General features: G+C 66.1%; 21 protein-coding genes and 1 pseudogene. 18 read left to right on the top strand and 4 right to left on the bottom strand.

What is annotated here, in order from left to right:
* Positions 1 to 49: 49 nt before the first annotated feature.
* Both BCAL_RS10090 and BCAL_RS10085 read right to left on the bottom strand, forming a co-directional pair.
* Positions 50 to 751, bottom strand: coding sequence for a vWA domain-containing protein (locus BCAL_RS10090; protein ID WP_043165463.1), 702 nt, complete (start codon positions 749 to 751; stop codon positions 50 to 52).
* A gap of 141 nt (positions 752 to 892) precedes the next feature.
* Positions 893 to 2,029, bottom strand: a complete 1,137-nt coding sequence (locus BCAL_RS10085) for a macro domain-containing protein (protein ID WP_043165462.1) — start codon at positions 2,027 to 2,029, stop codon at positions 893 to 895.
* A gap of 192 nt (positions 2,030 to 2,221) precedes the next feature.
* Between BCAL_RS10085 and argH the strand changes: the two genes are divergently transcribed.
* From argH to BCAL_RS10020, 13 genes and pseudogenes are all read left to right on the top strand, one after another.
* Positions 2,222 to 3,694, top strand: a complete 1,473-nt coding sequence (gene argH, locus BCAL_RS10080) for an argininosuccinate lyase (RefSeq protein WP_043165461.1) — start codon at positions 2,222 to 2,224, stop codon at positions 3,692 to 3,694.
* Between the two features lie 455 nt (positions 3,695 to 4,149).
* Entirely contained in the window at positions 4,150 to 4,344 is a 195-nt protein-coding gene (gene thiS, locus BCAL_RS10075) for a sulfur carrier protein ThiS (RefSeq protein WP_043165460.1), read from the top strand.
* Positions 4,345 to 4,411: 67 nt separating this feature from the next.
* Positions 4,412 to 5,281, top strand: a complete 870-nt coding sequence (locus BCAL_RS10070) for a thiazole synthase (RefSeq protein WP_081887440.1) — start codon at positions 4,412 to 4,414, stop codon at positions 5,279 to 5,281.
* Positions 5,282 to 5,311: 30 nt separating this feature from the next.
* A complete protein-coding gene (gene thiF, locus BCAL_RS10065; protein ID WP_043165459.1) occupies positions 5,312 to 6,121 on the top strand; it encodes a thiazole biosynthesis adenylyltransferase ThiF in 810 nt (269 codons plus the stop codon).
* Positions 6,122 to 6,170: 49 nt separating this feature from the next.
* Complete coding sequence (locus BCAL_RS10060; protein ID WP_043165458.1) at positions 6,171 to 6,566, top strand: rhodanese-like domain-containing protein; 396 nt, start codon at positions 6,171 to 6,173, stop codon at positions 6,564 to 6,566.
* Positions 6,567 to 6,774: 208 nt separating this feature from the next.
* A complete protein-coding gene (locus BCAL_RS10055; protein ID WP_140444436.1) occupies positions 6,775 to 7,275 on the top strand; it encodes an HD domain-containing protein in 501 nt (166 codons plus the stop codon).
* Positions 7,272 to 8,177 carry a putative ABC transporter permease gene (locus BCAL_RS10050; RefSeq protein WP_193350935.1) on the top strand — a complete coding sequence of 302 codons (906 nt, stop codon included), beginning with the start codon at positions 7,272 to 7,274 and terminating at the stop codon, positions 8,175 to 8,177. The genes BCAL_RS10055 and BCAL_RS10050 overlap by 4 nt, the downstream gene beginning before the upstream one ends.
* Before the next feature lie 97 nt (positions 8,178 to 8,274).
* Positions 8,275 to 9,597 (top strand): tyrosine--tRNA ligase, encoded by a 1,323-nt coding sequence (gene tyrS / locus BCAL_RS10045; protein WP_043165456.1) that lies wholly within the window; start codon positions 8,275 to 8,277, stop codon positions 9,595 to 9,597.
* 163 nt (positions 9,598 to 9,760) lie between these two features.
* Positions 9,761 to 11,524, top strand: coding sequence for a tetratricopeptide repeat protein (locus BCAL_RS12395; protein WP_052119098.1), 1,764 nt, complete (start codon positions 9,761 to 9,763; stop codon positions 11,522 to 11,524).
* A gap of 11 nt (positions 11,525 to 11,535) precedes the next feature.
* A pseudogene (locus BCAL_RS10035) lies at positions 11,536 to 12,580 on the top strand (HAD-IIA family hydrolase).
* Positions 12,577 to 12,786: a hypothetical protein gene (locus BCAL_RS13810; RefSeq protein ID WP_043260107.1), complete on the top strand. Its 210-nt coding sequence runs from the start codon at positions 12,577 to 12,579 to the stop codon at positions 12,784 to 12,786. Before BCAL_RS10035 ends, BCAL_RS13810 begins: the two are co-directional and overlap by 4 nt.
* Positions 12,779 to 13,624, top strand: a complete 846-nt coding sequence (locus BCAL_RS10025; RefSeq protein ID WP_420796830.1) for a TlyA family RNA methyltransferase — start codon at positions 12,779 to 12,781, stop codon at positions 13,622 to 13,624. Before BCAL_RS13810 ends, BCAL_RS10025 begins: the two co-directional genes overlap by 8 nt.
* A gap of 49 nt (positions 13,625 to 13,673) precedes the next feature.
* Positions 13,674 to 15,152, top strand: a complete 1,479-nt coding sequence (locus BCAL_RS10020) for a TrkH family potassium uptake protein (RefSeq protein ID WP_043165452.1) — start codon at positions 13,674 to 13,676, stop codon at positions 15,150 to 15,152.
* Positions 15,153 to 15,225: 73 nt separating this feature from the next.
* On the opposite strand, the gene BCAL_RS10015 is transcribed toward BCAL_RS10020, so the two are convergent.
* A complete protein-coding gene (locus tag BCAL_RS10015) occupies positions 15,226 to 15,879 on the bottom strand; it encodes a potassium channel family protein (protein WP_043165450.1) in 654 nt (217 codons plus the stop codon).
* Positions 15,880 to 15,971: 92 nt separating this feature from the next.
* Positions 15,972 to 17,435: a TrkH family potassium uptake protein gene (locus tag BCAL_RS10010; RefSeq protein ID WP_043165448.1), complete on the bottom strand. Its 1,464-nt coding sequence runs from the start codon at positions 17,433 to 17,435 to the stop codon at positions 15,972 to 15,974.
* A gap of 236 nt (positions 17,436 to 17,671) precedes the next feature.
* Here BCAL_RS10010 and BCAL_RS10005 point away from each other — a divergent pair, with 236 nt between their 5' ends.
* From BCAL_RS10005 to yidC, 5 genes are all read left to right on the top strand, one after another.
* Positions 17,672 to 18,586 (top strand): NAD kinase, encoded by a 915-nt coding sequence (locus BCAL_RS10005; RefSeq protein ID WP_052119097.1) that lies wholly within the window; start codon positions 17,672 to 17,674, stop codon positions 18,584 to 18,586.
* Complete coding sequence (recN, locus tag BCAL_RS13510) at positions 18,586 to 20,367, top strand: DNA repair protein RecN (RefSeq protein ID WP_043165446.1); 1,782 nt, start codon at positions 18,586 to 18,588, stop codon at positions 20,365 to 20,367. The genes BCAL_RS10005 and recN overlap by 1 nt, the downstream gene beginning before the upstream one ends.
* Positions 20,364 to 21,035 (top strand): HAD family hydrolase, encoded by a 672-nt coding sequence (locus tag BCAL_RS09995; RefSeq protein WP_043165445.1) that lies wholly within the window; start codon positions 20,364 to 20,366, stop codon positions 21,033 to 21,035. The genes recN and BCAL_RS09995 overlap by 4 nt, the downstream gene beginning before the upstream one ends.
* 72 nt (positions 21,036 to 21,107) lie before the next feature.
* The gene (locus BCAL_RS09990) at positions 21,108 to 21,470 is read left to right on the top strand and encodes a hypothetical protein (RefSeq protein ID WP_043165443.1); all 363 of its coding nucleotides are present in this window, start codon (positions 21,108 to 21,110) and stop codon (positions 21,468 to 21,470) included.
* 143 nt (positions 21,471 to 21,613) lie between these two features.
* A partial coding sequence (yidC, locus tag BCAL_RS09985) for a membrane protein insertase YidC (protein ID WP_238549686.1) occupies positions 21,614 to 22,547 on the top strand: 934 nt, incomplete at its 3' end.

Below are 22,547 nucleotides of genomic sequence, written 5' to 3'. Positions count from 1 at the left end.
CAGCGAGAGGTTTCGGGCTGATGACGGCAATACGATCCCGGCACGGTCCTCAGTGATGCTTCGACTGTCGCCTCGACCGGTAGTCCTCGCGTACGTCCTGGAATACGGCGGTGGCGGAGGCCGCTTCGAGCCTTACGCCTCCTCGTACGGCCGTCGCGGCGCGTGACACGGCAGCGAACGATGATTCGACCCCTTGCCCATCGGCATGGAAATCGGCGGCGCATTGGGGCGCGATGCCGAAATCATCCGCCGTTTGCACGGCGTCGATGTTGGCGCCGAGGAATACGAACTCCCAGTGATATCGGGCGCGTTCCAGTTCGATCATGCTGCGCACCTGTCGCAGAGAATACCGACGGCTCGCATTCTCGTACCCGTCGGTGATGATGACGAACAGCACATGATCGGCGCGGAAAGGCTCCGCGGTGTGTCGTTGCACGGCGACGACGCGGTCGATGGTCGAGCCGATCGCGTCAAGCAAAGCGGTGCTGCCTCGCGCCCAGTAGTCGTGGGGTGTCAGGTCCTTCACCGCATGCAGGTCGATGTGATCGTGCAACGTCTCCAGACGATTGTCGAACAGCACGGTCGTCACCGTGCATTTCCCGGCGATGGCTCGTTGCTTGGCAAGCATGGCGTTGAACCCGCCGATGGTATCCGATTCGAGCCCGGACATCGATCCGCTGCGATCCACCATGAATACCAGTTCCGTTCGTTCCGATCCGCTGTGGGTGGCGTCGGTTTTCAGCTGTTCCATGATGATGCGTTCCTTTCGTTCATCTCCGGCGCTTTGCCGGTGATGAGACGAGCATCGCATCATGGAGGAGGGAACGGGTCGCTTTGCAGGCGACATCGCAGTGACGCGATGTCCGACGCGATGTCCGACGACCGCCGACTGTCACTGTCCAAGCAGCGGCTGGTCGTACCGGAACAGGACCTCGTTGATGGTGAGCACATCGAACACGCCATGGGTGATGAAGAATTCGACGATCACGTCGAATTTCACGCTGTGGGATAGCGCGTAACCGGCGCATGCCAGCAGATCATCAGTTTCGTCGAGATCGAGCCGCAGCGCGATCGCCAGTGCGAGCACCGTCTTCTTGCCGGGCATGTACCCATTGCCGCATCGTATTTTCGAAAACAGTTTCCTGCTGATGTTGGCTCGTTTGTACACATCCACATCACTGAATCCCTTGGAGTCGATGAGCCGCAGGAGAATCACGTTGAACGGTTCGTCCAGATCGGCAAGCACATCGCGTTGCGAATAGTGGGGGGCGCTTACCGGTGCGGCCGATCGTGGTGTCGGACTCAGGCTCGTCACGGATTGCGTCAAGGGCGTCGGTGATTCCAGACGCAGTTCCGATTCGTCGTCGTTGACGATGTTCTCGCTCGGATGGCCGAGTTCGCGCATCTCCATCATGCGGCTGCGTCGACTGTCGGTGTGGCCGGCTACGTAATGATCGTCGATGTATGCCCGCAGCTGCCGGTCGAATGCGGTTCCCGCGGCGAAGGCCTCCTTGTCGAATACGCATAGGTATACGTCGAGGTCCGCTCGATCGGCCGGATCGTCGCCATGGTCCGGATCATCCCGCTTCGGCGTCTCCTCTGAAGAGTCCAGGAAGCGCCGGATCTCGTCGACGGCGACGTCGAGCGCCTGAGCCTTCGGATAGCCGTAGATGCCGCTCGAAATCAGGGGGAACGCGATGCTGCCGCACTTGAGACGCACCGCCAGAGTCAGCGAGTTGCGGTAGCAGGCGCGCAGGAGCGTCTCCTCACCATGATCGCCGCCCTGCCAGACCGGCCCGGCCGTGTGGATCACGTACCGCGCAGGCAGGTCGAAGCCCGCAGTCGCCACGGCCTGCCCGGTGCGGATGGGGGAGAGGCGATCGCACGCCTCCTGCATGCGTGACGCGCCTGCCGCGCGGAAGATCGCTCCGCACACGCCGCCTCCCATGCGCAGCGCGGTGTTCGCCGCGTTGACGACGGCGTCCACATCCAAGCGTGTGATGTCCTGGCGAACCAGTCGCAACGGCATGACGGCCTCCCTTATGCGATACATCGATACACTCATCGATACACTCAATAGGATATCCGCGGATATCCATCGCAAACGGATTCAGATTCATCCCCATGAATCCCCGACGCTATGTAGCGCAACGCTGATAGGCTGGCATACGGTCGAAAACGCATAGCAACCCAAGCAACCAGCATCGTAAAGGAGCAGCATATGGCCGAAAACACCGAACATCTCGCCCTGTGGGGCGGCCGCTTCACCTCCGGTCCGTCCGCCGAGCTCGCCCGTCTGTCCAAGTCCACCCAGTTCGACTGGCGACTCGCGGACGACGACATCGCCGGCTCGCGCGCCCACGCCCGCGCGCTCGGCCGCGCCGGACTCCTCACCGACGAGGAGCTCAAGCGCATGGAGGACGCGCTCGACACCCTCCAGCGCCACGTCGACGACGGCAGCTTCGCCCCGATCGAGGACGACGAGGACGAGGCCACCGCACTGGAGCGCGGCCTCATCGACATCGCCGGCGACGAGCTCGGCGGCAAGCTCAGGGCCGGACGCTCCCGCAACGACCAGATCGCCTGCCTGATCCGCATGTGGCTGCGCCGCCACTCGCGCGTCATCGCGAAGCTCCTGCTCGACCTCGTCAACGCCCTCATCGCCCAGAGCGAGAAGGCCGGACGCACCGTCATGCCCGGCCGCACCCACATGCAGCACGCCCAGCCCGTGCTGCTCGCCCACCAGCTCATGGCCCACGCCTGGCCGCTGCTGCGCGACGTCGAACGCCTCGTCGACTGGGACAAGCGCATCAACGCCTCCCCGTACGGCTCCGGCGCGCTCGCCGGCAACACGCTCGGCACCGATCCGGAGGCCGTCGCCCGCGAGCTCGGCTTCTCCCGCGTGACCGACAACTCGATCGACGGCACCGCCTCGCGTGATCTCGTCGCCGAATTCGCGTTCGTCGCCGCGATGACCGGCGTCGACATCTCCCGGCTGAGCGAGGAGATCATCATCTGGAACACGCAGGAGTTCGCCTTCGTCAAGCTCGACGACGCCTACTCCACCGGCTCCTCGATCATGCCGCAGAAGAAGAACCCGGACATCGCCGAGCTGGCGCGCGGCAAGTCCGGACGACTGATCGGCGATCTGACCGGACTGCTCGCCACCTTGAAGGGCCTGCCCACCGCGTACGCGCGCGATCTGCAGGAGGACAAGGAGGCCGTGTTCGACCAGGTCGACACACTCGAGGTGCTGCTGCCCGCGTTCACCGGCATGGTGCGTACCATGCGCTTCGACGCCGACCGTCTCGAGGCCGAGGCGCCAACCGGCTTCGCGCTCGCCACGGACATCGCCGAATGGCTCGTCAAGAACGGCGTGCCGTTCCGCCACGCCCACGAGCTCTCCGGCGCATGCGTGAAGATCGCCGAGGGCCGCGGCCAGGAGCTGTGGGATCTGACCGACGAGGACTTCATCTCCACCTTCGCGGCGTTCCTGCCCGCGGACAAGGCGCCGGGCGTGCGCGAGGTGCTCTCCAGCCACGGTTCGGTCGACTCCCGCAACGGCAAGGGCGGCACCGCCTACGGCCGTGTGCGCGAGCAGATCGTCGACGCCAAGCGCGAGCTGGAGGAGCTCAGGGTCTTCGCCGACTCCACCTCCGACGGCCCGTCCTACAAGACTCCGGGCACGTTCTGACGGTTGTCATCGTCGCCATCTAGACTGGGCCTCATAACGAACGGGAGCCGAAAGGCTGAGAGGAAGTGCGAAGCTTCGACCGGGGAACTTGACGCGGGTCATGCCGCCGTAAGGAATCGTTGTTCATGATTTCCTGCCGTGCATCCGATCATACGGGGCCGGTTCCTCGACTCAGTCGGAACGCGGATCGTTCGCCGAAAGACCCATAACTGAACAACTCATAATCTAGCCATGCGAGCGCGGGATCCGCGGTCGTTACTCGTCCGGCTGCGAATCCGGCGCACGCATGGTCGCATGTCAGGGCACATGGATGGGCGCACCACTTAGGGTACGGCTTACATTCGTGCGCCCTTTTTCATACCGGTCATACCGGCTCATGCGGTCGCCGTGCCACGCATGGCTGCCGCAGGAGATATGGAGGGCATGCCCTACGAACACCGAAAGGGGTGGAGCATATGCAGGTCAACGGGGAGCAGGTCACGTTGGAGGCGCCGGTCAGCGTCGCCGAATACCTCGACGCGCACGGATACCGGGCGGGCCGCGTGGCCATCGAACTCAACGGGGAGATCATCCCGCGCGAGCGTCGCGAGGAGACGATGCTCGACGACCAGTGCGTCATGGAGATCGTGCAGTTCGTCCAGGGCGGATGAGCGTAGAGCGTCTCGCAACCATATCAATACACCAATGAAGGCAATGAAAGCAATGAAGGGAAACATCATGAGCAACATCAATCCGGTCACCGAGGCATCCGTCGAAGCTACGCCACTGCCGCCGCAGCCGGCGGTCGTCAACCCGGTCGGCACCTCCGCGCCGATCCTGCCCGTCGAGGACAAGCCGCTGAACCTCGGCGGCCACGAGTTCCAGTCCCGATTCATCCTCGGTTCCGGCCGCTACGACCTGAACCTCATCAAGGCCACCGTCGAGCACGCCGGCACGCAGATCGTCACGATGGCGCTGCGCCGCGCGACCACCACCGAGAACAGCGTCCTCGACTACATCCCCGAAGGCATCACGCTCCTGCCGAACACGTCCGGCGCGCGCAACGCCGAGGAGGCCGTGCGCATCGCCCGCCTCGCCCGCGAGGTGTGCCACACCGACTTCGTCAAGGTCGAGATCGAACACGAGACCAAGTACCTCCTGCCGGACAACGCCGAGACGATCCGCGCCACCGAGATGCTCGCGAAGGAGGGATTCGTGGTCATGCCGTACATGTTCCCCGATCCGATCGCCGCGCGTCAGCTCGAGGAGGCCGGCGCCGCCGCGGTCATGCCGCTCGGCTCGCTGATCGGCTCCAACATGGGTCTGCGCATGCGCGACTTCATCGAGATCATCATCGCGAACGCCCATGTGCCGGTCATCATCGACGCCGGCATCGGCCGCCCCAGCCAGGCGTGCGACGCGATGGAGATGGGCGCGGACGCGGTCATGGCGTACACGGCCGTCGCCTCCGCGGGCAACATCCCGCTCATGGCCGAGGCGTTCAAGCATGCGATTGATGCCGGCCGTGCGGCCTACCTGTCGGGCCTCGGCAAGGTGACCGAAGGCCACGCCGTGCCGTCCAGCCCGACCACCGGCTACCTGCACTGAGAGAGCCGAATTAATTAGGAGGCATCTGGCATGGCGTTCTCGGACGAACAGCTCGAACGGTATTCCCGTCATCTGATATTGCGCGGCGTCGGCGTCGCAGGGCAGAAGCGGCTGCTCGCCGCAAGCGTCCTCATCGTCGGCGCGGGCGGGCTCGGCTCGCCGGTCGCGCTCTATCTGGCGGCAGCCGGCGTCGGACGAATCGGCATCGTCGACGGCGATACGGTCGACCTGAGCAACCTGCAGCGCCAGATCATCCACACCACCGCGAACGTCGGCGAACCGAAGGCGGAGTCGGCCGCCGCCTCGGTTCACGCGATCAACCCGGACGTGACCGTCAAGACCTACGACGAGCCGGTCGACGCCGGCAACATCGCCGATCTCGTCGCCCGTTACGATCTGGTGATCGACGCGACCGACAACTTCTCGGCCAAGTTCCTCATCAACGACGCCTGCGTGCTGGCGGGCAGGCCGTTCATCCATGCGGGCGTCGTCGGGTTCGCCGGTCAGGTGATGACCGTCGTGCCGGGGCATGGCCCCTGCTACCGATGCATCTTCGGCGACATGCCGGCCGCCGGCGAGGTGCCGACCTGCCGCGAGGCGGGCGTGCTCGGCGCGGTCGTCGGCGTGATCGGCAGCCTTGAGGCCACCGAGGCGCTCAAGCTCATCATCGGCGTGGGCGAGCCGCTGGTCGGACGCATGCTCACCGTCGACGCGCTGACGATGAACATCCGGCGCGTCCCGCTTCCGGATCACGTGCCCGACTGTCCGGTGTGCGGCGACAGGCCGACCATCACCACGCTCGACCCGGACAACTACATCCAGCCGGCCTGCGCGATCTGAGATCCGAACGTTTCGGATGAATCCATACGAAGGGGAAGAAGAACAGCACATGTCCATTGCGTTGCAGCTGCATGCGAATGATGCCGATGCCGTCGATACGGCGGACGCCGAACCGGCGTTCCGGCGCATCGGCCCGGCCGAATTCGCCGTGATCGTCACCTCGGGAACGACGGGAGAAGGAGAACCCGTCACGCTGCTTGACCTGCGCGAACCGGCCGACGTGGCCGCCTGCCCGATCGAGGGGGCCATCAACGCGCCCCTCGACCCGCTGGCCAAGGTGCTCAGGACCGTGCCGAAGACGCGCACGGTTGTCGTCTACTGCACCGAGGGCTGGTGGAGCGAGGAGGTCGCCGAGATCCTCGCCGACCGCGGTTACGACGTGGCGAGCCTCGAAGGCGGGTTCCGCGCCTACCGCGAATACGCCGAGTCGCACGGACTGGCGTAAAGCGACTCGCGGGGCGATCGCCGGTGAATGGCGACTTCGGGCAACACGAACGCAAATGGTGAAGGCCCGGTGGAAATCGTTCCGAGGGATGAAAGCCCGAGCCACGGGACGACCCTACAATCGGTCCTGACATCGCTCGACATGTTCCATATGACTGTCGAGCGACCGCGCAATCCCCGCACATCGCAAAACCGCAAAGGACCGAACCGTGGCACGTCTGCTCACACGTACGCAGATTCAGGAACTGGTGGCCGTACACGGCCGTGAAGTCATCGAACACAGGCACATGCAGATCGAACGGCGCTGCTTCCAGCATGGCAACGTCTCCACGTTCGCCCATTCGATCCGCGTGGCGTGCCTTGCGGTGTGGATCGCCGACCGTGCGCATCTGTGGCGTCGCGTCGACCTGAAATCACTGATCCGCGCCGCCCTGCTGCACGACTACTTCCTGTACGACTGGCACGATTGGGACGACGGCGAACACCGCCTGCATGGCTTCACCCATGGTGGCGCCGCCCTGCGCAACGCACTGCGGGACTTCCGTCTCAACGCGATCGAACGCGATTCGATCGCCAATCACATGTTCCCGATGACTCCGACGCCCCCGCGGTACGTCGAGGGGTATCTCGTCACGATCGCCGACAAGCTCTCGGCCACGCGCGAGACGCTTTCGCTCGATCGGTTCAACAAGGGCGAGGTGCCTGCGTGATCCTCACGGTCGAATACCTGTTCCTGTGGTTCCTGTTCTACAGCTTCTGCGGCTGGGTGTACGAGTCGATCCTCGTGTCCGTTCAGGAGCGTCGCCCCGTCAACCGCGGCTTCCTCAACGGGCCGCTGTGCCCGATCTACGGCACCGGTGCGGTGCTGGGCGTCGTCGTGCTCGGCGGGGTCCGCAATCCGATCCTCCTGTTCGTCATCTCGGCCGTCGGCGCGTGCCTGCTCGAATACGTGACCTCGTGGGCGATGGAGCTGCTGTTCCACGCGCGCTGGTGGGACTACTCGAACTTCCCGTTCAATCTCAACGGACGCATCTGCCTGTACGGCGCGCTGATCTTCGGCGTCGGGGGAGTGGTGATCGTCGACGTGGTCCAGCCGGAGGTCGCGCGCGTCACCGCCATGATCCCGATCATGGTGATCCACTGGCTGTTCGTCACGCTGTTCGCACTGACCGTGGCCGACACGATCATCACCGTGGTCGGCATCATCGACCTTGAGGACAGCCTCGAACGGTTCAAAGCGGCTGCCGCCAAGTACAGCGGCGCGATGCGCGAGAAGGTCGGCGATATGGTCGACGGCGCGTCCGGTGTGGCAGACATGGCCGGTGGCGTCGCCACCGGTGTCGTGTCGGCGGCGTCCGATGCATTCGGCGACGCGTTCAACGGCGTGCCGGGCAGGTTCGGCGAGAAGGTCGGCGAATCCCTGCGCTCCGGCCGGCAGATGTCGTCCGAATTCATGGTGCGTCTTCGCGAGACCGCCGACTCCGTGTTCAACCGTCAGCAGCGTCGTATGATCGCCTCGTTCCCGAAGCTGCGCACCATGCGCAACAACGAGACGCTCGAGCAGCTGCGCGAGGCGTTCAGGCAGCTGCGTCGCGGCGGGGGCAGCAGGTAGCGTCACATTTTCGGGTCTCTCTGACGAGGAGCTGTCGGCCTGTTCTGCGACACTGTAAGACGCATTATGCCCACAATTCGATAGGGAGACAAAGGTTATGGCTCACGTCATCGACTTCAAAGAGGCGGGATTCGACACCCTGCTCGATGAACTGGAATGGCGCGGTTTGATTTCCCAGTCCACGGACCGGGATCGACTCGCGACGGCATTGAACGGAGAGCCGATCACCTATTATTGCGGGTTCGACCCGACGGCCGCGTCCCTGCACATCGGCAACCTCGTCCAGCTCATCAACATGCGTCACCTGCAGGCGGCGGGCCACCACCCGATCGCCCTGGTCGGCGGCGCCACCGGTCTGATCGGCGATCCGCGCCAGTCGGGCGAGCGCACGCTCAACCCGAAGGACGTGGTGGCCGGCTGGGCCGAGAGACTGAAGAAGCAGATCGGCGGCATCCTCGTCACCGACGGCGACAACCCGGTGCGCTTCGTGTCCAACTACGACTGGACCGCGCAGATGAACGTCATCGACTTCCTGCGTGATGTCGGCAAGAACTTCCGACTCGGCACGATGCTCGCCAAGGACACCGTGGCCCGTCGTCTCAACTCGGAGGACGGCATCTCCTTCACCGAGTTCAGCTACCAGGTGCTGCAGGGCAACGACTTCCTCCACCTGTACGACGAATACCACTGCACGCTCGAGCTGGGCGGCTCCGACCAGTGGGGCAACCTCACCTCCGGTCTGGACCTGATCCACAAGGTGCGCGGCGTGGACGTCAACGTGTTCACCAGCCCGATCATCACCGACGCGCAGGGCAAGAAGTTCGGCAAGTCCGAGGGCAACGCCGTGTGGATCGATCCGACGATGCTCTCGCCGTACAAGTTCTACCAGTTCTGGATCAACCGCCCGGACGTGGAGATGGAGAGCCTGCTCAAGGCGTTCACCTTCCTGCCGAAGGCCGAGATCGAACGACTGGTCGAGGAGTCGAAGACCAATCCGGGCAAGCGCGAGGCGCAGAAGGCGCTCGCCTGGGAGGTCACCAGCTTCGTGCACGGCGAGGCCGCGACGCAGGCCGCGATCGACGCCTCCTCCGCACTGTTCGGCCGCGGCGGCGACCTGAACACGATCGACGAGGACACGCTCGAATCCGTGCTCGACGGCTTCAAGGTCGTCGACGAGAACGGCGAGCACGTCTTCCCGTCCGCGGCGGCAGGCGATCGCGTGATCGACGCCGCCCAGAGCGCCGGCCTGTTCAAGACCGCGTCCGAGGCGCGCCGCGCGATCAAGTCCGGCGGCGTCTACCTCAACAACGAGCGCGTCGAGGACGAGGAGGCCGTGCTCGGCGAGGGCGACTTCCTCCAGGGGCGCTTCGCGCTGATCCGCCGAGGCAAGAAGGCCCTCGGCGCCGTCGAGAAGCACTGATCCGATACGCGGTCCCCGGTGGAACATCGGGGACCGCCTGCATGCGGGGACGCGGCATCGCCTTCCACGGCGGTTGCATGGCGCTTCCCGCATAACCGTTTTTCATTTGATTGTTTGGGGATCCCCTCTTCGATTACGGATCCACACGAGGAAAGGCATACACATGGCAGAAGGCAACGAGCGTTCCGGCAAGTCGTTCGGCGGACGCAAGGGCGGCTATGGTCACGGAGGTTCCGGTTCCGGCCGTCCGTCCGGCCGCGGCGGCAAGGGCTTCAAGCCGCGCGGCAACGGCGGCAAGTCGTTCGGCGGCTCCCGCGGCGGCTACGGCAAGTCCGGCGGCCGCGACGGCGGCGAGGGCGGCTTCCACAAGGGCGGTTTCCGCAAGGACTTCCACAAGTCCGGCGGTTTCCGCAAGGATGGCGATCGCGATTTCCGTCGTGAGGATCGTCAGGGTGCCGGTGAGGGTGAGGAGCGTCGCGAGTTCCATAAGGGTCCGCGCCAGGACGGCGGCTTCCACAAGGAGGGCGGTTTCCGCAAGGGCCCGCGCCGCGACGGCGATCGCGGCGGCTTCCGCCGTGACGGCGGCAAGGGCGGTTTCCGCAAGGATGGCGATCGCGATTTCCGTCGTGATGATCGTCGTGAGGGTGCCGGTGAGGGCGGCGAGCGTCGCGAGTTCCACAAGGGCCCGCGCAAGGAGGGCGGTTTCCGCAAGGATGGCGGTTTCCGCAAGGGACCGCGTCGCGACAACGGCAACCCGCGCTACCAGCGCGACGACCGTCGCGACGATCGCGGCAACCGCGACCAGCAGAACGCCGAGCGCCGTTCGTTCACCGACGAGGAGAAGCGCGAATACCGCGAGCACAAGCGCACCGAGTACATGAGCCGTCCGCGCCGCAACTCCGACGGCACGATGAGCTTCCCCTCGCAGAACCCGTACACCGATCGTCGTCCGAACGAGCCGAAGATGCCGAAGGGCCTCGTGTGGGCCATGCTCTCCAAGGACGAGCGCGAGCGTCTGCGCGGCCTGTCCAAGGAGCACGCCGAGAACATCGGCCTGCACATCCTGGCCGCCTACACGCTCATCGAGGACGATCCGGAAGCCGCGCTCGAGCACGCCCAGTGGGCCGCCAAGCAGGCCTCCCGCATCGACTTCGCACGCGAGACGCTCGCCTTCATCGCCTACCGCAAGGGCGACTACAAGCTCGCCCTGCGCGAGTTCCGCACCGCGTATCGCATGAACGGCTTCACCGACTACCTGCCGTTCATCGCCGACTGCGAGCGCGGTCTCGGCAACCCGAAGAAGGCCATCGAGATCGTCTCCTCCGACGACGCCAAGATGCTGCGCGGCGAGTCCAAGGCCGAGATGTTCCTCGTCTACGCCGGCGCGCTCGCCGACCTGAAGCTGTGGGACAAGGCCATCGAGATCGTGCACACCCTCGGCCGTTCCAAGGGTCTGCCGGGCGCCTACCGCATGCGTGCGCTGCAGGCCGAGCAGCTGTTCCTCGAGGAGGCCGGACGCAACGACGAGGCCATCGACCTCGATCAGGTCATTGAGAAGCTCGAGGACCAGTACGCCGACTTCGACGAGGACGAGGAGAGCGACGACGTGGTCATCGACCACGATCTGGAGCATCTGGAGGATCCGGAGATCCTCGAGAAGCTCGGCATCACCGAGGAGGATGCCGAATACGCGCCCGAGGACGAGTCCGAGGACGACGCCAACCATGGCGACGAGTCGGCCGAGAGCGTCGACGGCGAATCCGCCGACGAGGACGAGACGCAGGCCCCGGCCGAGGAGGCCGTGGACGGCGCCGAATCGGACGACGAGCCCGAATCCGACGAGACGGAGAAGGTCGAGGAGCACGCCGAGGCGGAATCCTCCGAGACGGCCGAGCCGGCCGAGTCGACCGAGCAGACCGAGGCGTGAGCGAGACCGGCATGACGACGCGATTGCTCAAAGGCACCACGAAGCCGCTCGCCGAGGCCTACCAGCTTGCGCTGCTCGACCTTGACGGCGTGGTCTACCGTGGCAAGAACCCGGTCGAATACGCCGCCGACTCGATCCGTGCGGCCGAACGTGCCGGCATGACCATCGAGTACACGACGAACAACTCGTCGCGTTTCCAGAGGGTCGTCGCCGAACAGCTCAGGGGCTTCGACCTCGACGTCGAACCCTGGCAGGTCATCACCTCGTCCGTGGTGGCCGCGCGCATGGTCGCCAAGGCCGTGCCCGCCGGCTCCACGGTGCTGGTCGTCGGCGCCGAGCACCTGCGCGAGGAGGTCACCCGCGCCGGTCTCGTCGTCACCGACGACCCGCAGGCGCATCCGACCGCCGTCATCCAGGGATGGTTCCCGGAGATGACCTGGCAGATGATGGCCAACGCCGCGTTTGCGGTCGAGGCGGGCGCCACGTACTTCGTGACCAACCGCGACCTGACGATTCCGCGCGAGCTCGGCATCGCCCCGGGCTGCGGTTCGATGATCCGCGCCGTGATCGCCGCCACCGGCGTCGAACCGGTCGCCTCCGCCGGCAAGCCGGAATCGTTCATGTACGACGAGGCGCGCGAGCTCAACGCCTCCGAGGGCTTCGATCTCGTGCCCAAGGAGCATTCGATCGCGATCGGCGATCGTCTCGACACCGACATCGAGGCGGGCAACCGCGGCGGCTACGATTCGCTCGCGGTACTCACCGGCGTCACCAACCCGCACGAGCTCATGCTCGCGCCCCGCGCATCTGCGCCCCACCTACATCGCGCCGGATCTGCGTGCGCTGGGCGAGGTCATGCCCGAGCCCGTCGATCAGGGCGGCGGCCGCTGGACGTGTGGCGAGGCGAGCGCCGCGTTCGACGCCGCCTCCGGTACGATCACCGTCTGCGACGCGACCTCGGTCGACGCGCTGCGCGCCGCCGTCTGCGCCGCATGGCAGGCCGCCGACTCGGGCACGGACATGAGCGCGATCGACCTGCCGGAGTTCTCGCTGTGAGCGTGACTCCCGCCAACCCCGACGACGAACGGTCGCTGCGGGATCCGCTGATCGAACGGTTCCCGCAGCTCGCCGACATCGGAAGCATGGATGACGATCGACGCATCGACGCGCTGCGCGGCGTGCTCGACGATCTGCAGCACGAACTCGACGCGATCGGCAGCGGTCCGGATGCGTCCCACGGGCGGGGTGCGCACCATGGGTGACGTCGAATTCAACGCGTCCGGCCCGGCCGGCGACATGCCCGACATGCCCGACCGACTCGACCTGTGGCTCGTCGCCGGGGGAGTGGTCGACTCGCGCTCCAAGGCGCAGCGGCTCATCAGGGCCGGCAAGGTCACCGTCGACGGCAGGGTCGTGACCAAGCCGTCGTTCGCGGTCGGCGCCGCCGCCACTGCTGGTGGCGCCGACACGTCGTCCGCTGACGGCGATACGCCTCGCATGCGCATCGTCGTCGACAAGGGCGACGACTACGTCTCGCGAGGCGCGTACAAGCTCGTCGGCGCCTTCGACCGGTTCGCGGCCGAGGGCCTTGCCGACCCCACGGGTCTCGACTGTCTTGACATCGGTGCATCCACCGGCGGATTCACACAGGTGCTGTTGCGCCGCGGCGCCGCGCATGTCATCGCGCTCGACGTCGGCCACGGCCAGCTCGACCCGCGTGTCGCAGGCGATGCGCGCGTCATCGAGATGAGCGGCGTCAACATCCGCGACGTCGAGGTCGACGACCTGCCCTACCGTCCGGCGATGATCGTCTCCGACGTCTCCTTCATCTCCCTCAAGTACGTGATTCCGGTGATCGCCCGCATAGCCGCACCGGGTGCGCGCGTCGTGCTGCTCGTCAAACCGCAGTTCGAGGTCGGCCGCGAGGGACTCGACCGGCATGGCATCGTCGAAAGCGAGGCCCTGCGCAGACAGGCGCTCGACGACATCGTCGCATGCGCGCGCGAACACGGGCTCGACGTCGTGGCGACGGTCCCAAGCCCCATCGAAGGCACCCACGGCAACGCCGAATGGCTGCTCTACGCCGTCTGCCGCTCCTGACGAACCCCGGTCCGGCCTCTTCATCCACGCCTCGAGTCACGATGGAGCCATGTCCGACCATGATTTCGATGAGAGCGAGGCGAACGGCGACACATCCCGAGGACTGTCATGGTGGTTCTCCTCGGGATTGTCCCTGGGATTGGCAGACGGGGCGGGGAGCCGCCGTTCGCAGCACCGCGAGCCGTTGCGCGAACGGATGCTGGCGCGGCCCGGCACCCTCACCATCAGCTATTTCGGTCTGCTGACGTTCACCATCACCATGCTGCTCCTCCTGCCCGCATCCTCTCGCCAGGAGGGATCGACCTCGTTTCATGTGGCGTTCTTCACCGCGATCTCCGCGTTGTCGACCTGCGGCATTCCGGTGGTCGACATGACCGAGCATTGGACGATCTTCGGTCAGGCCATCATCCTCATCGCCATCCAGATGGGCGGCATCGGCGTGATGACGTTCGCATCCCTCATCATGATCGTCACCAACCAGCGGCTGCGCGTCTCCCAGCAGCTGGTGACGGCTCACGAGCTCGGCACCTCGAAGATCGGCGAGACGCGCGGCGTGCTGTCCATCGTGCTCGGCACCACGGTCCTCATGGAGTTCATCACCTTCCTCGTGCTGTTCCCCCCGCTCCTGCAGCTCAACGATTTTAGATGGCGGCGCACGGCGTGGGAATCGCTCTTCTACGCGGTCGCCGCGTTCAACAACACCGGGTTCACTCCGGATGCGGCCGGTCTGCACGTCGACCATTGGGGCGTCGGCCTGCCGATTCTGATCAGCGCCTTCTGCGGCACGCTCGGCTTCCCGGTGATCCTCGATCTGCTGCGTTCGTTCCGCTACCGGATCCGTCCGCGGTTCTGGACGCTCAACACGAAGATCACGCTGTCGGCGACGTTCATCATCGTCGGCGTCTCGCTGGCGTGGTTCCTGCTCGACGAGTGGAACAACCCGTTCCTGTTCGGCAATGCGGACGTGCCCACCCGTCTGCGCGGCGCGCTGTCCGTGGCCGTGGCGCCGCGCACATCCGGCTTCGACCTGTCGTGGGTGCCGCAGGTGAGCGAGACCACGAAGGTGTACATGTGTCTGATCATGTTCATCGGCGGCGGCAGCTCATCCACGGCCGGTGGCATCCGCGTGACCACGTTCGTCCTGCTGGTGATGACGATGATCTCGACGTTCCGCGGACGCGGCGAGGTGAACGCGTTCCACCGCCATATCCCGGACCGAGTGCTCAAAACCGCGGTGAGCGTGACGATGTCCTGCGCGACGGTGGTGCTCGTCGCCTCGATCGCCCTGATGCAGGTGACCGGACGATCGCTGACCGACACGCTGTTTGAGACGTGCTCCGCGTTCAGTCTCGGCGGATACACGCTGGGGGTCGCCGACGCCGGCAGCACGACGTCGCTCTACATCCTCGCCGTGGTGATGGCGTTCGGCCGCATCGGTCCGATGACCATCGCCTACGCGATCAACAAGACCCGTTCCGAGGACGACACCGTCATCCACTACCCACAGGAGGCCGTCTCCGTCGGATAGTCCCTGCAAGAGTGGACGTATTCCCTTGGCTCCCCTTGTCAGGGGAGCCGGCCCCCGCGTGAAAAAGCGGTCGTCACCCCCGGATGAACTTGTCGATCTGATCCTCCTTGCCCATGAGCACCAGCTCGTCGTTGCGGTGCATGATGAGCTCCTTGGAGCCGTACTGGAACTCCCTGCCCGGCGATTTGATGCCGACCACGGTGATGCCGTAGCGCTCGTGCACCTTCGCATCCTCGATCGACTTGCCGGCCACATGCGAGGGCGTGTGGATCTTGACGACCGTGTGCGCGCCCTCGATCTCGATGTAGTCGAGGTAGTTGCCGGAGACCAGATGACCCACGCGCTTGCCGGCGTCGGTCTCGGCGTTGATGATGTGCCGGGCGCCGATGCGCTGCAGGATGCGCGCATGCTCCACGGACACGGATTTCGCCCACAGGTCGATCACGCCGGCGTCGAGCAGGTTGCCGGTGGTGATCACCGACGCCTCGACGCTGTCGCCGATCGCGACGACCGCCGTGTCGAACTGGGAGGCGTCGATCTGCTCGATGGCCTGCACGTCGGTCATGTCCGCCTGGATCACGGGCAGGCGGGCCGACCAGCGTGCCACCAGCTCCGGATCCTTGTCCACGGCGAGCACGTCCTGACCCACCGCGTCAAGCGTCGTCGCCACCGCGCTGCCGAAGCGTCCCAGCCCCACGACCAGCACGCTCTTGCCTGTCTTCGCCATCGGTTGCCCCTTTCCTCGTGGTTTGCCCTGTGCCTTGCCTGAAGTCCCTTGGATCCTTCCGACCAGTCTCGTCAGCCAGGTTCCGTCGTCCGTCATCCGACCACCACCGTTTCGCTTGGATATCGTATCGCCTCGGGCGATCGCGGACGGCTGATCGAATAGGCGATCGTCATCGGCCCCAGACGGCCGACGACCATCGCGGCGGCGAGAATGGCCAGCGCCGCCGGATTGTCCTCGCGTGCAACACCCACCGTATACCCGCCCAGCCCGAACGCCGAGCAGGAGTCGAACAGCGCGTCGGTTAGCGACGCGCCGGAGACCAGCATCAGCGCCAGCGAGCAGACGAACACCAGCATCAGACACGTGGTGGTGATGCTCACCGCCGTCATCGCCACGCGCGTGTGGATGCGTCTGCGGAACGCGTTGACGTCCCTGCGCCCGGTGAACGAGGCGCGGCATACGAGCAGGATGATCGCGAACGTCGTCACGCGGATGCCGCCGGCCGTCGACGTGCTGCCGCCGCCGATGAACATGATCGCGCTCATGAACACCTTCGTCGGCTCGCTCACCTGCGGCACCCATGTCAGGTCGAATCCGGAGGAGCGGGGCATGACGGCCGCGACCATCGCGTACCGCATGCGCGTGTTGACGTCCGCGTCCTTGAACAGGAACGGATTGTCCCATTCGACCAGGAGGAACCAGGTCAGGGAGAGCGCCACGATCAGGAATGTGCCCATCAGGGTGATCTTCGTGTGCAGGCTCCACTTGCGCGGCGGCAGATGACTGCGGCCGCAGCGGATCAGGTTGAGGATCACCGGGAAGCCGAGCGTGCCGCAGAACGCGGACATCATGATCGGCAGTCCCACGCCCCAGCTGTTGACGTGCAGGCCCGCGTTGTCCGGCGTGAAGCCCGCGTTGTTGTACGACATGACCGCGAAGAACAGCGACTCCCACAGGGACTTGCGCCAGTCGCCCGAATTGACGTTGAGCAGGCCCGGGAACAGCGCCACGAACGTGATCGCCTCGATCATCAGGGAGACGGTGAGGACCACGCTCAGCACGCCCCGGATCTCGCTGAGCTTCGTGGTGCCGAGTTCGGTGGCGGTCAGCAGCCGCTGCGCCGCCTTCATATGCCGGTTGATCGCCAGCGTGATCAGCGAGGCGAACGTCATCACGCCGATGCCGCCGAGCTGGACGGAGACGAGCAGCACCGCCTGTCCGAACAGCGTCCAGTGCGTCGTCGAGTTGACGATCGAGATGCCGCATGTCGACAGTGCGGAGACGGCGGTGAACAGCGCGGTCGAGAACGTCGTCGTCTCGCCCCTCGGCGTGGACGGCGGGATCATGAGCAGGGTGGTCGAGACGACCACCAGCACGAGGAAGTACAGTATGGTCAGCTGCCCCGGGCGGGAGACCATGTGCTGGACGAAGCCGCGTGCGTGCGTGCGCCGGTCCTCGTCGGCGGCCTTCGCGAACGAATTGCCGGAGAACCACCAGGCGAAGCCGCGCGAGGATTCGCGGTTCGAGGAGGATTCGTCAAAGACGGGGTTCGTCATTCGTCTCCCTCTCGCGCGGCGTGCGCGATGCACCTTGCTAACGGATTCCTTACGCCTCGCATTGTATGCCCCATGCTCCCCACCGTGCGTTGGCTGCGTCTGCCTGGTGCCGGCGAGGTGATAGGCAACAACATCCCGGCCAGCGTGTTCCGCTCTTCGCTCGCGTCGGTTAGGATTGAGGCGTATTGAAACATTTGTCCGAATTCTTGACGTGCTTCACGGGAAAAGGGGATGCGATGGCCGGTGTCCGTCATGCGGTGGTGGTGACTCACACCAGATTGCGTCAAAGCGGCACGGTGGTGTCCGAAGCGGTCGGCCAGCTGCGCGACGCCGGCTTCGAGGTCAGAATCGTCGACAACCTCGAGCCGCCCGCGTTCGACGTGCAGCCGCCGGTCGTGGGGGAGGACACCGAGATCGTCGTCGTGCTCGGCGGTGACGGCACGATCCTGCGCGCCGCCGAACTCGTGCGTTGCACGCGCACGCCCATCATCGGCGTCAACATGGGGCATGTCGGCTTCCTCGCCGAGTTCGAGAGCTTCCAGATGGACGAGGCGATCCGACGCATCGCCGAACGTGACTATTCGATCGACGAGCGCATGATCGCCCACGTGGACGTGTGGCTGCCCGGCGCCGACAGGCCGATCGAGAACTGGGCGCTGAACGACATCACGCTCGAACGCGCCGACCGCGGCAAGATGGTCGAACTGTCCATCAGCGTCGACGGCGTGGAGATGAGCTCGTTCGGCGCCGACGGCGTCATCGTCTCGACGCCCACCGGATCCACCGCGTACGCGTTCTCCGCGGGAGGGCCGATCATGTGGCCGAACGTGAAGGCCCTCCAGCTCGTGCCGCTCGCCGCGCACGCCCTGTTCGCGCGGCCCCTGATCATCGGCGCCGACTCCACGTTCACGATGACCATCCTCGACGATTCGATGTCCGACGGCTGGATCTGCTGCGACGGCCGCCGCCAGCGCGCCCTGCCGAAGGGCACGCGCGTCGACGTGCGCGCCTCGCGCGGGACGCTGCGGCTTGCGAGGCTCTCCGGCGCGCCGTTCACCGACCGGCTCGTCACCAAGTTCGACCTGCCGGTCGTCGGATGGCGAGAACAGGCCGCCCACGGGCAGAAAACCCGATCGGAGGATGTCAGCTGATGCTTGAGGAGCTCTCCATCCGCTCGCTCGGCCCCATCCGTTCCGCGATCATCGCGCCGGCCGCGGGCATGACCGCGATCACCGGCGAGACCGGTGCCGGCAAGTCGATGCTGCTGTCGGCCCTCTCGCTGATCTCCGGCGGTCCGGCCGATGCCAAGCGCGTCTCGCCCGGCGCCGACAAGGCATGGGCGCAGGGTATCTTCGCGTTGTCGCCGTCCGGGGACACGTCCGCGAACGGCACGGGGGAGGGTGAGGACGACGACTCGCTCGACGCCGCGGCGATCGCACGTCAGGCCGGCGTCGAACCGGAGGACGACGAACTCTTCCTCGCCCGCACCGTGCCGGTCCACGGCCGCTCCCGCGCCGTACTCGGCGGCAAGACCGTGCCGCGCTCCGTACTGGCGAAGGTCGCCGGGCGCCTCGTCACCATCCACGGTCAGGCCGAACAGCTGCGGATCGCCTCGCAGGCACGTCAGCGGGAGTTCCTCGACCACGTCGCCGCGGACGAGGCGGAGTTCGCGGCCTACCGCACGGCGTTCGGCGCCCTGACGGACATGGACGACCGCCTCGAACGCCTGCGCTCGCAGGAGTCCTCCGCCCGGCAACAGGCCGACTACCTGCGCGAATCCATCGCGCGCATCAACGAGACCGACCCGCACCCCGGCGAGATCGAGGAGCTCAAGGCCAAGCGCGATCGGATCGAGAACGCCGCCGACATCGCCGAAGGGGTCTCCCGTGCGCTCGCAGCCCTCGACCCCGGACAGGTAGGCTTCGACGGCGACCCCGAAACCGTCGGCGCCTCCGAACAGCTGCTGCAGGCCGCGCAGGCGCTGCGCGCCATCCACGCCTCCGGCGATTTCACCGAACTCGCCGATCGGCTCGAATCGCTCAACGCCGACCTCGCGGACGTCGTGTTCTCCCTGTCCGGCCATTTGGACGAGGATCTCGGCGACGTCGACCTCGACACGCTGAACGCCCGCATCCACGACCTCGACGAGCTCACCCGCCGCTGGGGGCCGACCATCGAGGACGTCATCGCATGGCGCGACAAGGCCGTCTTCGACATCGAGGACCTCGACGCATCCCCGGAGAAGCTCGCCGAACTGGAGGGCGAGCGCACGCGGCTCTACCATGCCGCGCTCGCGGCCGCCGGCGAGCTCGGACGGGCGCGGCAAGCGGCCGCCGACGAACTCGCCTCGCGCGTCACTGGGGAGCTGTCCTCGCTTGCGATGGACGGCGCGTCGCTGCGCATCGCCGTCACTCCGCGTGAAGGTGATGATCCGCTCGACGCGAACGGCGGCGACGACATCGCGTTCCTGTTCACCGCGTACGAGGGCGCGCCCGAAAGGCCGATGGGCAAGAGCGCGTCCGGCGGCGAGCTGAGCCGTCTGATGCTCGCGATGGAGCTGTCCGCCGCGGACATGCGCGCCGGACATGATGGCGTGGCGAACGCCGACATGACGTTCATCTTCGACGAGGTCGACGCCGGCGTCGGCGGCAAGACGGCCGTCGAACTGGGGCGTCGCCTCGCCCGTCTCGCCGCAAGCTCGCAGGTCATCGTCGTCACCCATCTGGCGCAGGTCGCCTCCTGGGCGGACGCGCAGTTCGTCGTCACCAAGGAGCCGCCGGACGCCGACGATGACGCGATCGGCGTCGTCACCACCGTCGCCGAGGTGCGCGACGATGCCCGCGTGCGCGAGATCGCCCGCATGCTCTCCGGCTCCGAATCCGAGGCATCCCTCGACCACGCCCGCGAACTGCTCAAGGAGAGCGATCTATGACCACTGCTGATAACAGGGGATCGCGCAAGGCCGCGATCTTCGATCTGGACGGCACGCTCCTCGACTCGATGGGCGTATGGGATCAGGTCGACATCGACTTCCTCGCCCGCCGCGGCATCCCCGTGCCCGACGACTACATGGCCAAGGTCGCGCCGATGCAGTTCCGGCAGATCGCCGAATACACGATCGCGCGGTTTGGTCTCAACGACACGCCGGAGCAGCTCATGGACGAGTGGGACGAGATGGCTCGCGTCGCCTACGCCACGCAGGTCGAGGCCAAGCCCGGCGCGCTCGACTACCTGAGGGAGCTCAAGTCCCGCGGCGTGCGCCTTGGAGTCGCGACCTCCCTGCCGCCGCGCCTGCGCGAACCGGCGCTGGGCCACGTCGGCATGCTCGACCTGTTCGACGAGATCGTCTCCGTCGACGATGCCAACGACGTCGGCAAGGACCGTCCGGACGTCTACCTGCTCGCCGCACGCCGTCTCGGCGTCGAACCCGCCGACTGCACGGTCTTCGAGGATCTGCTCGTCGCCATCCGCTCCGCCAAGTCCGTCGGCATGACGGTCTGGGCCATGCACGACGACTCCTCCGACGCCGACTGGCCCGAGATCTGCGAGCTCGCCGACGGCGTCCTCTTCGACTTCCGCAACGCCCCGCGCGACCTGTAGGCGTATACTGGGCGGCGTCGATCGAATCGGGTGGTCGGACAATCAGGCAATCGGATGGAGGGCACGACAGGCATGGACGGCATCAGGGTGAGCACGCGGCTGGGCTATGCCGCGTACCTGATGCTGTTCGCCGTCTTCGCGGTGTTCCTGCTGCCCGCCGTCGCCTTCGAGATCGCCTTCCGTGTGATTGCGCCGCATGCCTCCGGTCTGACCCTGATCGCCGCGCTGGTGGTCTCGTGTGTCGTCACCGTCCTCGCGGCTGCGGTATGCCGCGTCGTATGCGTGTCCGTTTCGTCGGGCGCCATCGCCGCACGTCGGCCGTTACCGCGTGATTTCCGCTTCGACACCCGCGTGATGAACGCCGTGCGCTCATGGTCGCGCCCGCAGTGGGTGCCCAGCTGGGCGCGCTATACGCTTCCCGATCCTCGGATCTGAACATTTCTCTGTGATTTTTCGCCTTGCCCGGCATGGCTTGCGCCGCGGCACAGGCCATATTCCCGCCGACCCATTTCGTCGGTTCGCCAACGGTTCAGATCCTTTTGTCCTTTGCATCGGAGAAGCGTTTTCCCATGAATCCCATGAATTTCCTGTTTCAGGTGCTGCGACCCATCGAATGGGTCATCGCCCAGCTGCTCACCCTCATCCACACCCTGTTCACCGCCCTCGGCATGCCCGACGGCCCCGGCACCGCATGGGGTCTCGCGGTCATGTGCCTCGTCGTCGTCATCCGCGTATGCCTGATCCCGCTGTTCGTCCGACAGATGCACGGCATGCGCGCCATGCAGGCCATCCAGCCCAGGATCCAACGCATCCAACGCAAGTACGCCTCGCACAGCGACCCGCGTTCCAAGGAGGCGATGCAGCGCGAGATCATGGCGTTGCAGCAGGAGTCCGGCGCCAACCCGCTTGGCTCGTGCATGCCGGCGCTCATCCAGGCGCCGATCCTGTGCTCCCTCTACTATGTGCTGCAATCGCTGCCGGCCATCGCGTCCGGTGCGTCCGAGCCGCTCGGCGGACTCGACCGGGCGCTCGCGGACGACGTCGAATCGTCGTCGATCGCCGGCGTACGCCTGTCCGAATCGTTCGGCACGGCGTCGGGCGATGGCTCGCGCGCCGTCATCGTCACGGTCGTCGCGATCATGTGCCTGACGATGTTCGCGATGCAATGGATCCTCATCCACCGCAACACGCCGCGCGAGACGATGGAATCGCCGCAGTTCCGCACGCAGCGGATGACCGCGTTCCTGTTCCCCGCGATCTACGTCATCTCCGGGTTCACGCTCCCGTTCGGCGTGCTGCTCTACTGGATGATGAACAACCTATGGAACCTCGCGCAGACGCTCGTGCAGTTGCGCTGGTTCCCGACTCCCGGCTCCGTCGCCGGCGAGCGCAAGGAGGCGCGCGACCATGCGCGTGAGAACGCCCGTCCGCGCCGCCGCGGGGATCGCCCTCGATCGAACGGGAGCTGGCCGAGGCGGCGCGCGTCGTCGCCAACGAGCGTCGCAGGCGGGA

Origin of the sequence: Bifidobacterium callitrichos DSM 23973 (assembly GCF_000741175.1) — a bacterium.
In the GTDB taxonomy this organism is placed as follows: domain Bacteria; phylum Actinomycetota; class Actinomycetes; order Actinomycetales; family Bifidobacteriaceae; genus Bifidobacterium; species Bifidobacterium callitrichos.
The sequence above is the reverse complement of the archived record's forward strand: the minus strand, read 5'-3'. Positions and strand labels throughout refer to the sequence as shown.

Bases quoted from the DNA above. Each gene is read 5' to 3' on its own strand.
- BCAL_RS10005 (WP_052119097.1), top strand. From the start codon at position 17,672: ATGGCCGGTGTCCGTCATGCGGTGGTGGTGACTCACACCAGATTGCGT.
- BCAL_RS10025 (WP_420796830.1), top strand. From the start codon at position 12,779: ATGGGTGACGTCGAATTCAACGCGTCCGGCCCGGCCGGCGACATGCCC.
- BCAL_RS10070 (WP_081887440.1), top strand. From the start codon at position 4,412: ATGAGCAACATCAATCCGGTCACCGAGGCATCCGTCGAAGCTACGCCA.
- BCAL_RS10010 (WP_043165448.1), bottom strand. From the start codon at position 17,435: ATGACGAACCCCGTCTTTGACGAATCCTCCTCGAACCGCGAATCCTCG.
- argH (WP_043165461.1), top strand. From the start codon at position 2,222: ATGGCCGAAAACACCGAACATCTCGCCCTGTGGGGCGGCCGCTTCACC.
- BCAL_RS10090 (WP_043165463.1), bottom strand. From the start codon at position 751: ATGGAACAGCTGAAAACCGACGCCACCCACAGCGGATCGGAACGAACG.
- BCAL_RS09990 (WP_043165443.1), top strand. From the start codon at position 21,108: ATGGACGGCATCAGGGTGAGCACGCGGCTGGGCTATGCCGCGTACCTG.
- thiS (WP_043165460.1), top strand. From the start codon at position 4,150: ATGCAGGTCAACGGGGAGCAGGTCACGTTGGAGGCGCCGGTCAGCGTC.
- BCAL_RS10020 (WP_043165452.1), top strand. From the start codon at position 13,674: ATGTCCGACCATGATTTCGATGAGAGCGAGGCGAACGGCGACACATCC.
- BCAL_RS10085 (WP_043165462.1), bottom strand. From the start codon at position 2,029: ATGCCGTTGCGACTGGTTCGCCAGGACATCACACGCTTGGATGTGGAC.
- BCAL_RS12395 (WP_052119098.1), top strand. From the start codon at position 9,761: ATGGCAGAAGGCAACGAGCGTTCCGGCAAGTCGTTCGGCGGACGCAAG.
- tyrS (WP_043165456.1), top strand. From the start codon at position 8,275: ATGGCTCACGTCATCGACTTCAAAGAGGCGGGATTCGACACCCTGCTC.
- BCAL_RS09995 (WP_043165445.1), top strand. From the start codon at position 20,364: ATGACCACTGCTGATAACAGGGGATCGCGCAAGGCCGCGATCTTCGAT.
- thiF (WP_043165459.1), top strand. From the start codon at position 5,312: ATGGCGTTCTCGGACGAACAGCTCGAACGGTATTCCCGTCATCTGATA.
- BCAL_RS10060 (WP_043165458.1), top strand. From the start codon at position 6,171: ATGTCCATTGCGTTGCAGCTGCATGCGAATGATGCCGATGCCGTCGAT.
- BCAL_RS10015 (WP_043165450.1), bottom strand. From the start codon at position 15,879: ATGGCGAAGACAGGCAAGAGCGTGCTGGTCGTGGGGCTGGGACGCTTC.
- recN (WP_043165446.1), top strand. From the start codon at position 18,586: ATGCTTGAGGAGCTCTCCATCCGCTCGCTCGGCCCCATCCGTTCCGCG.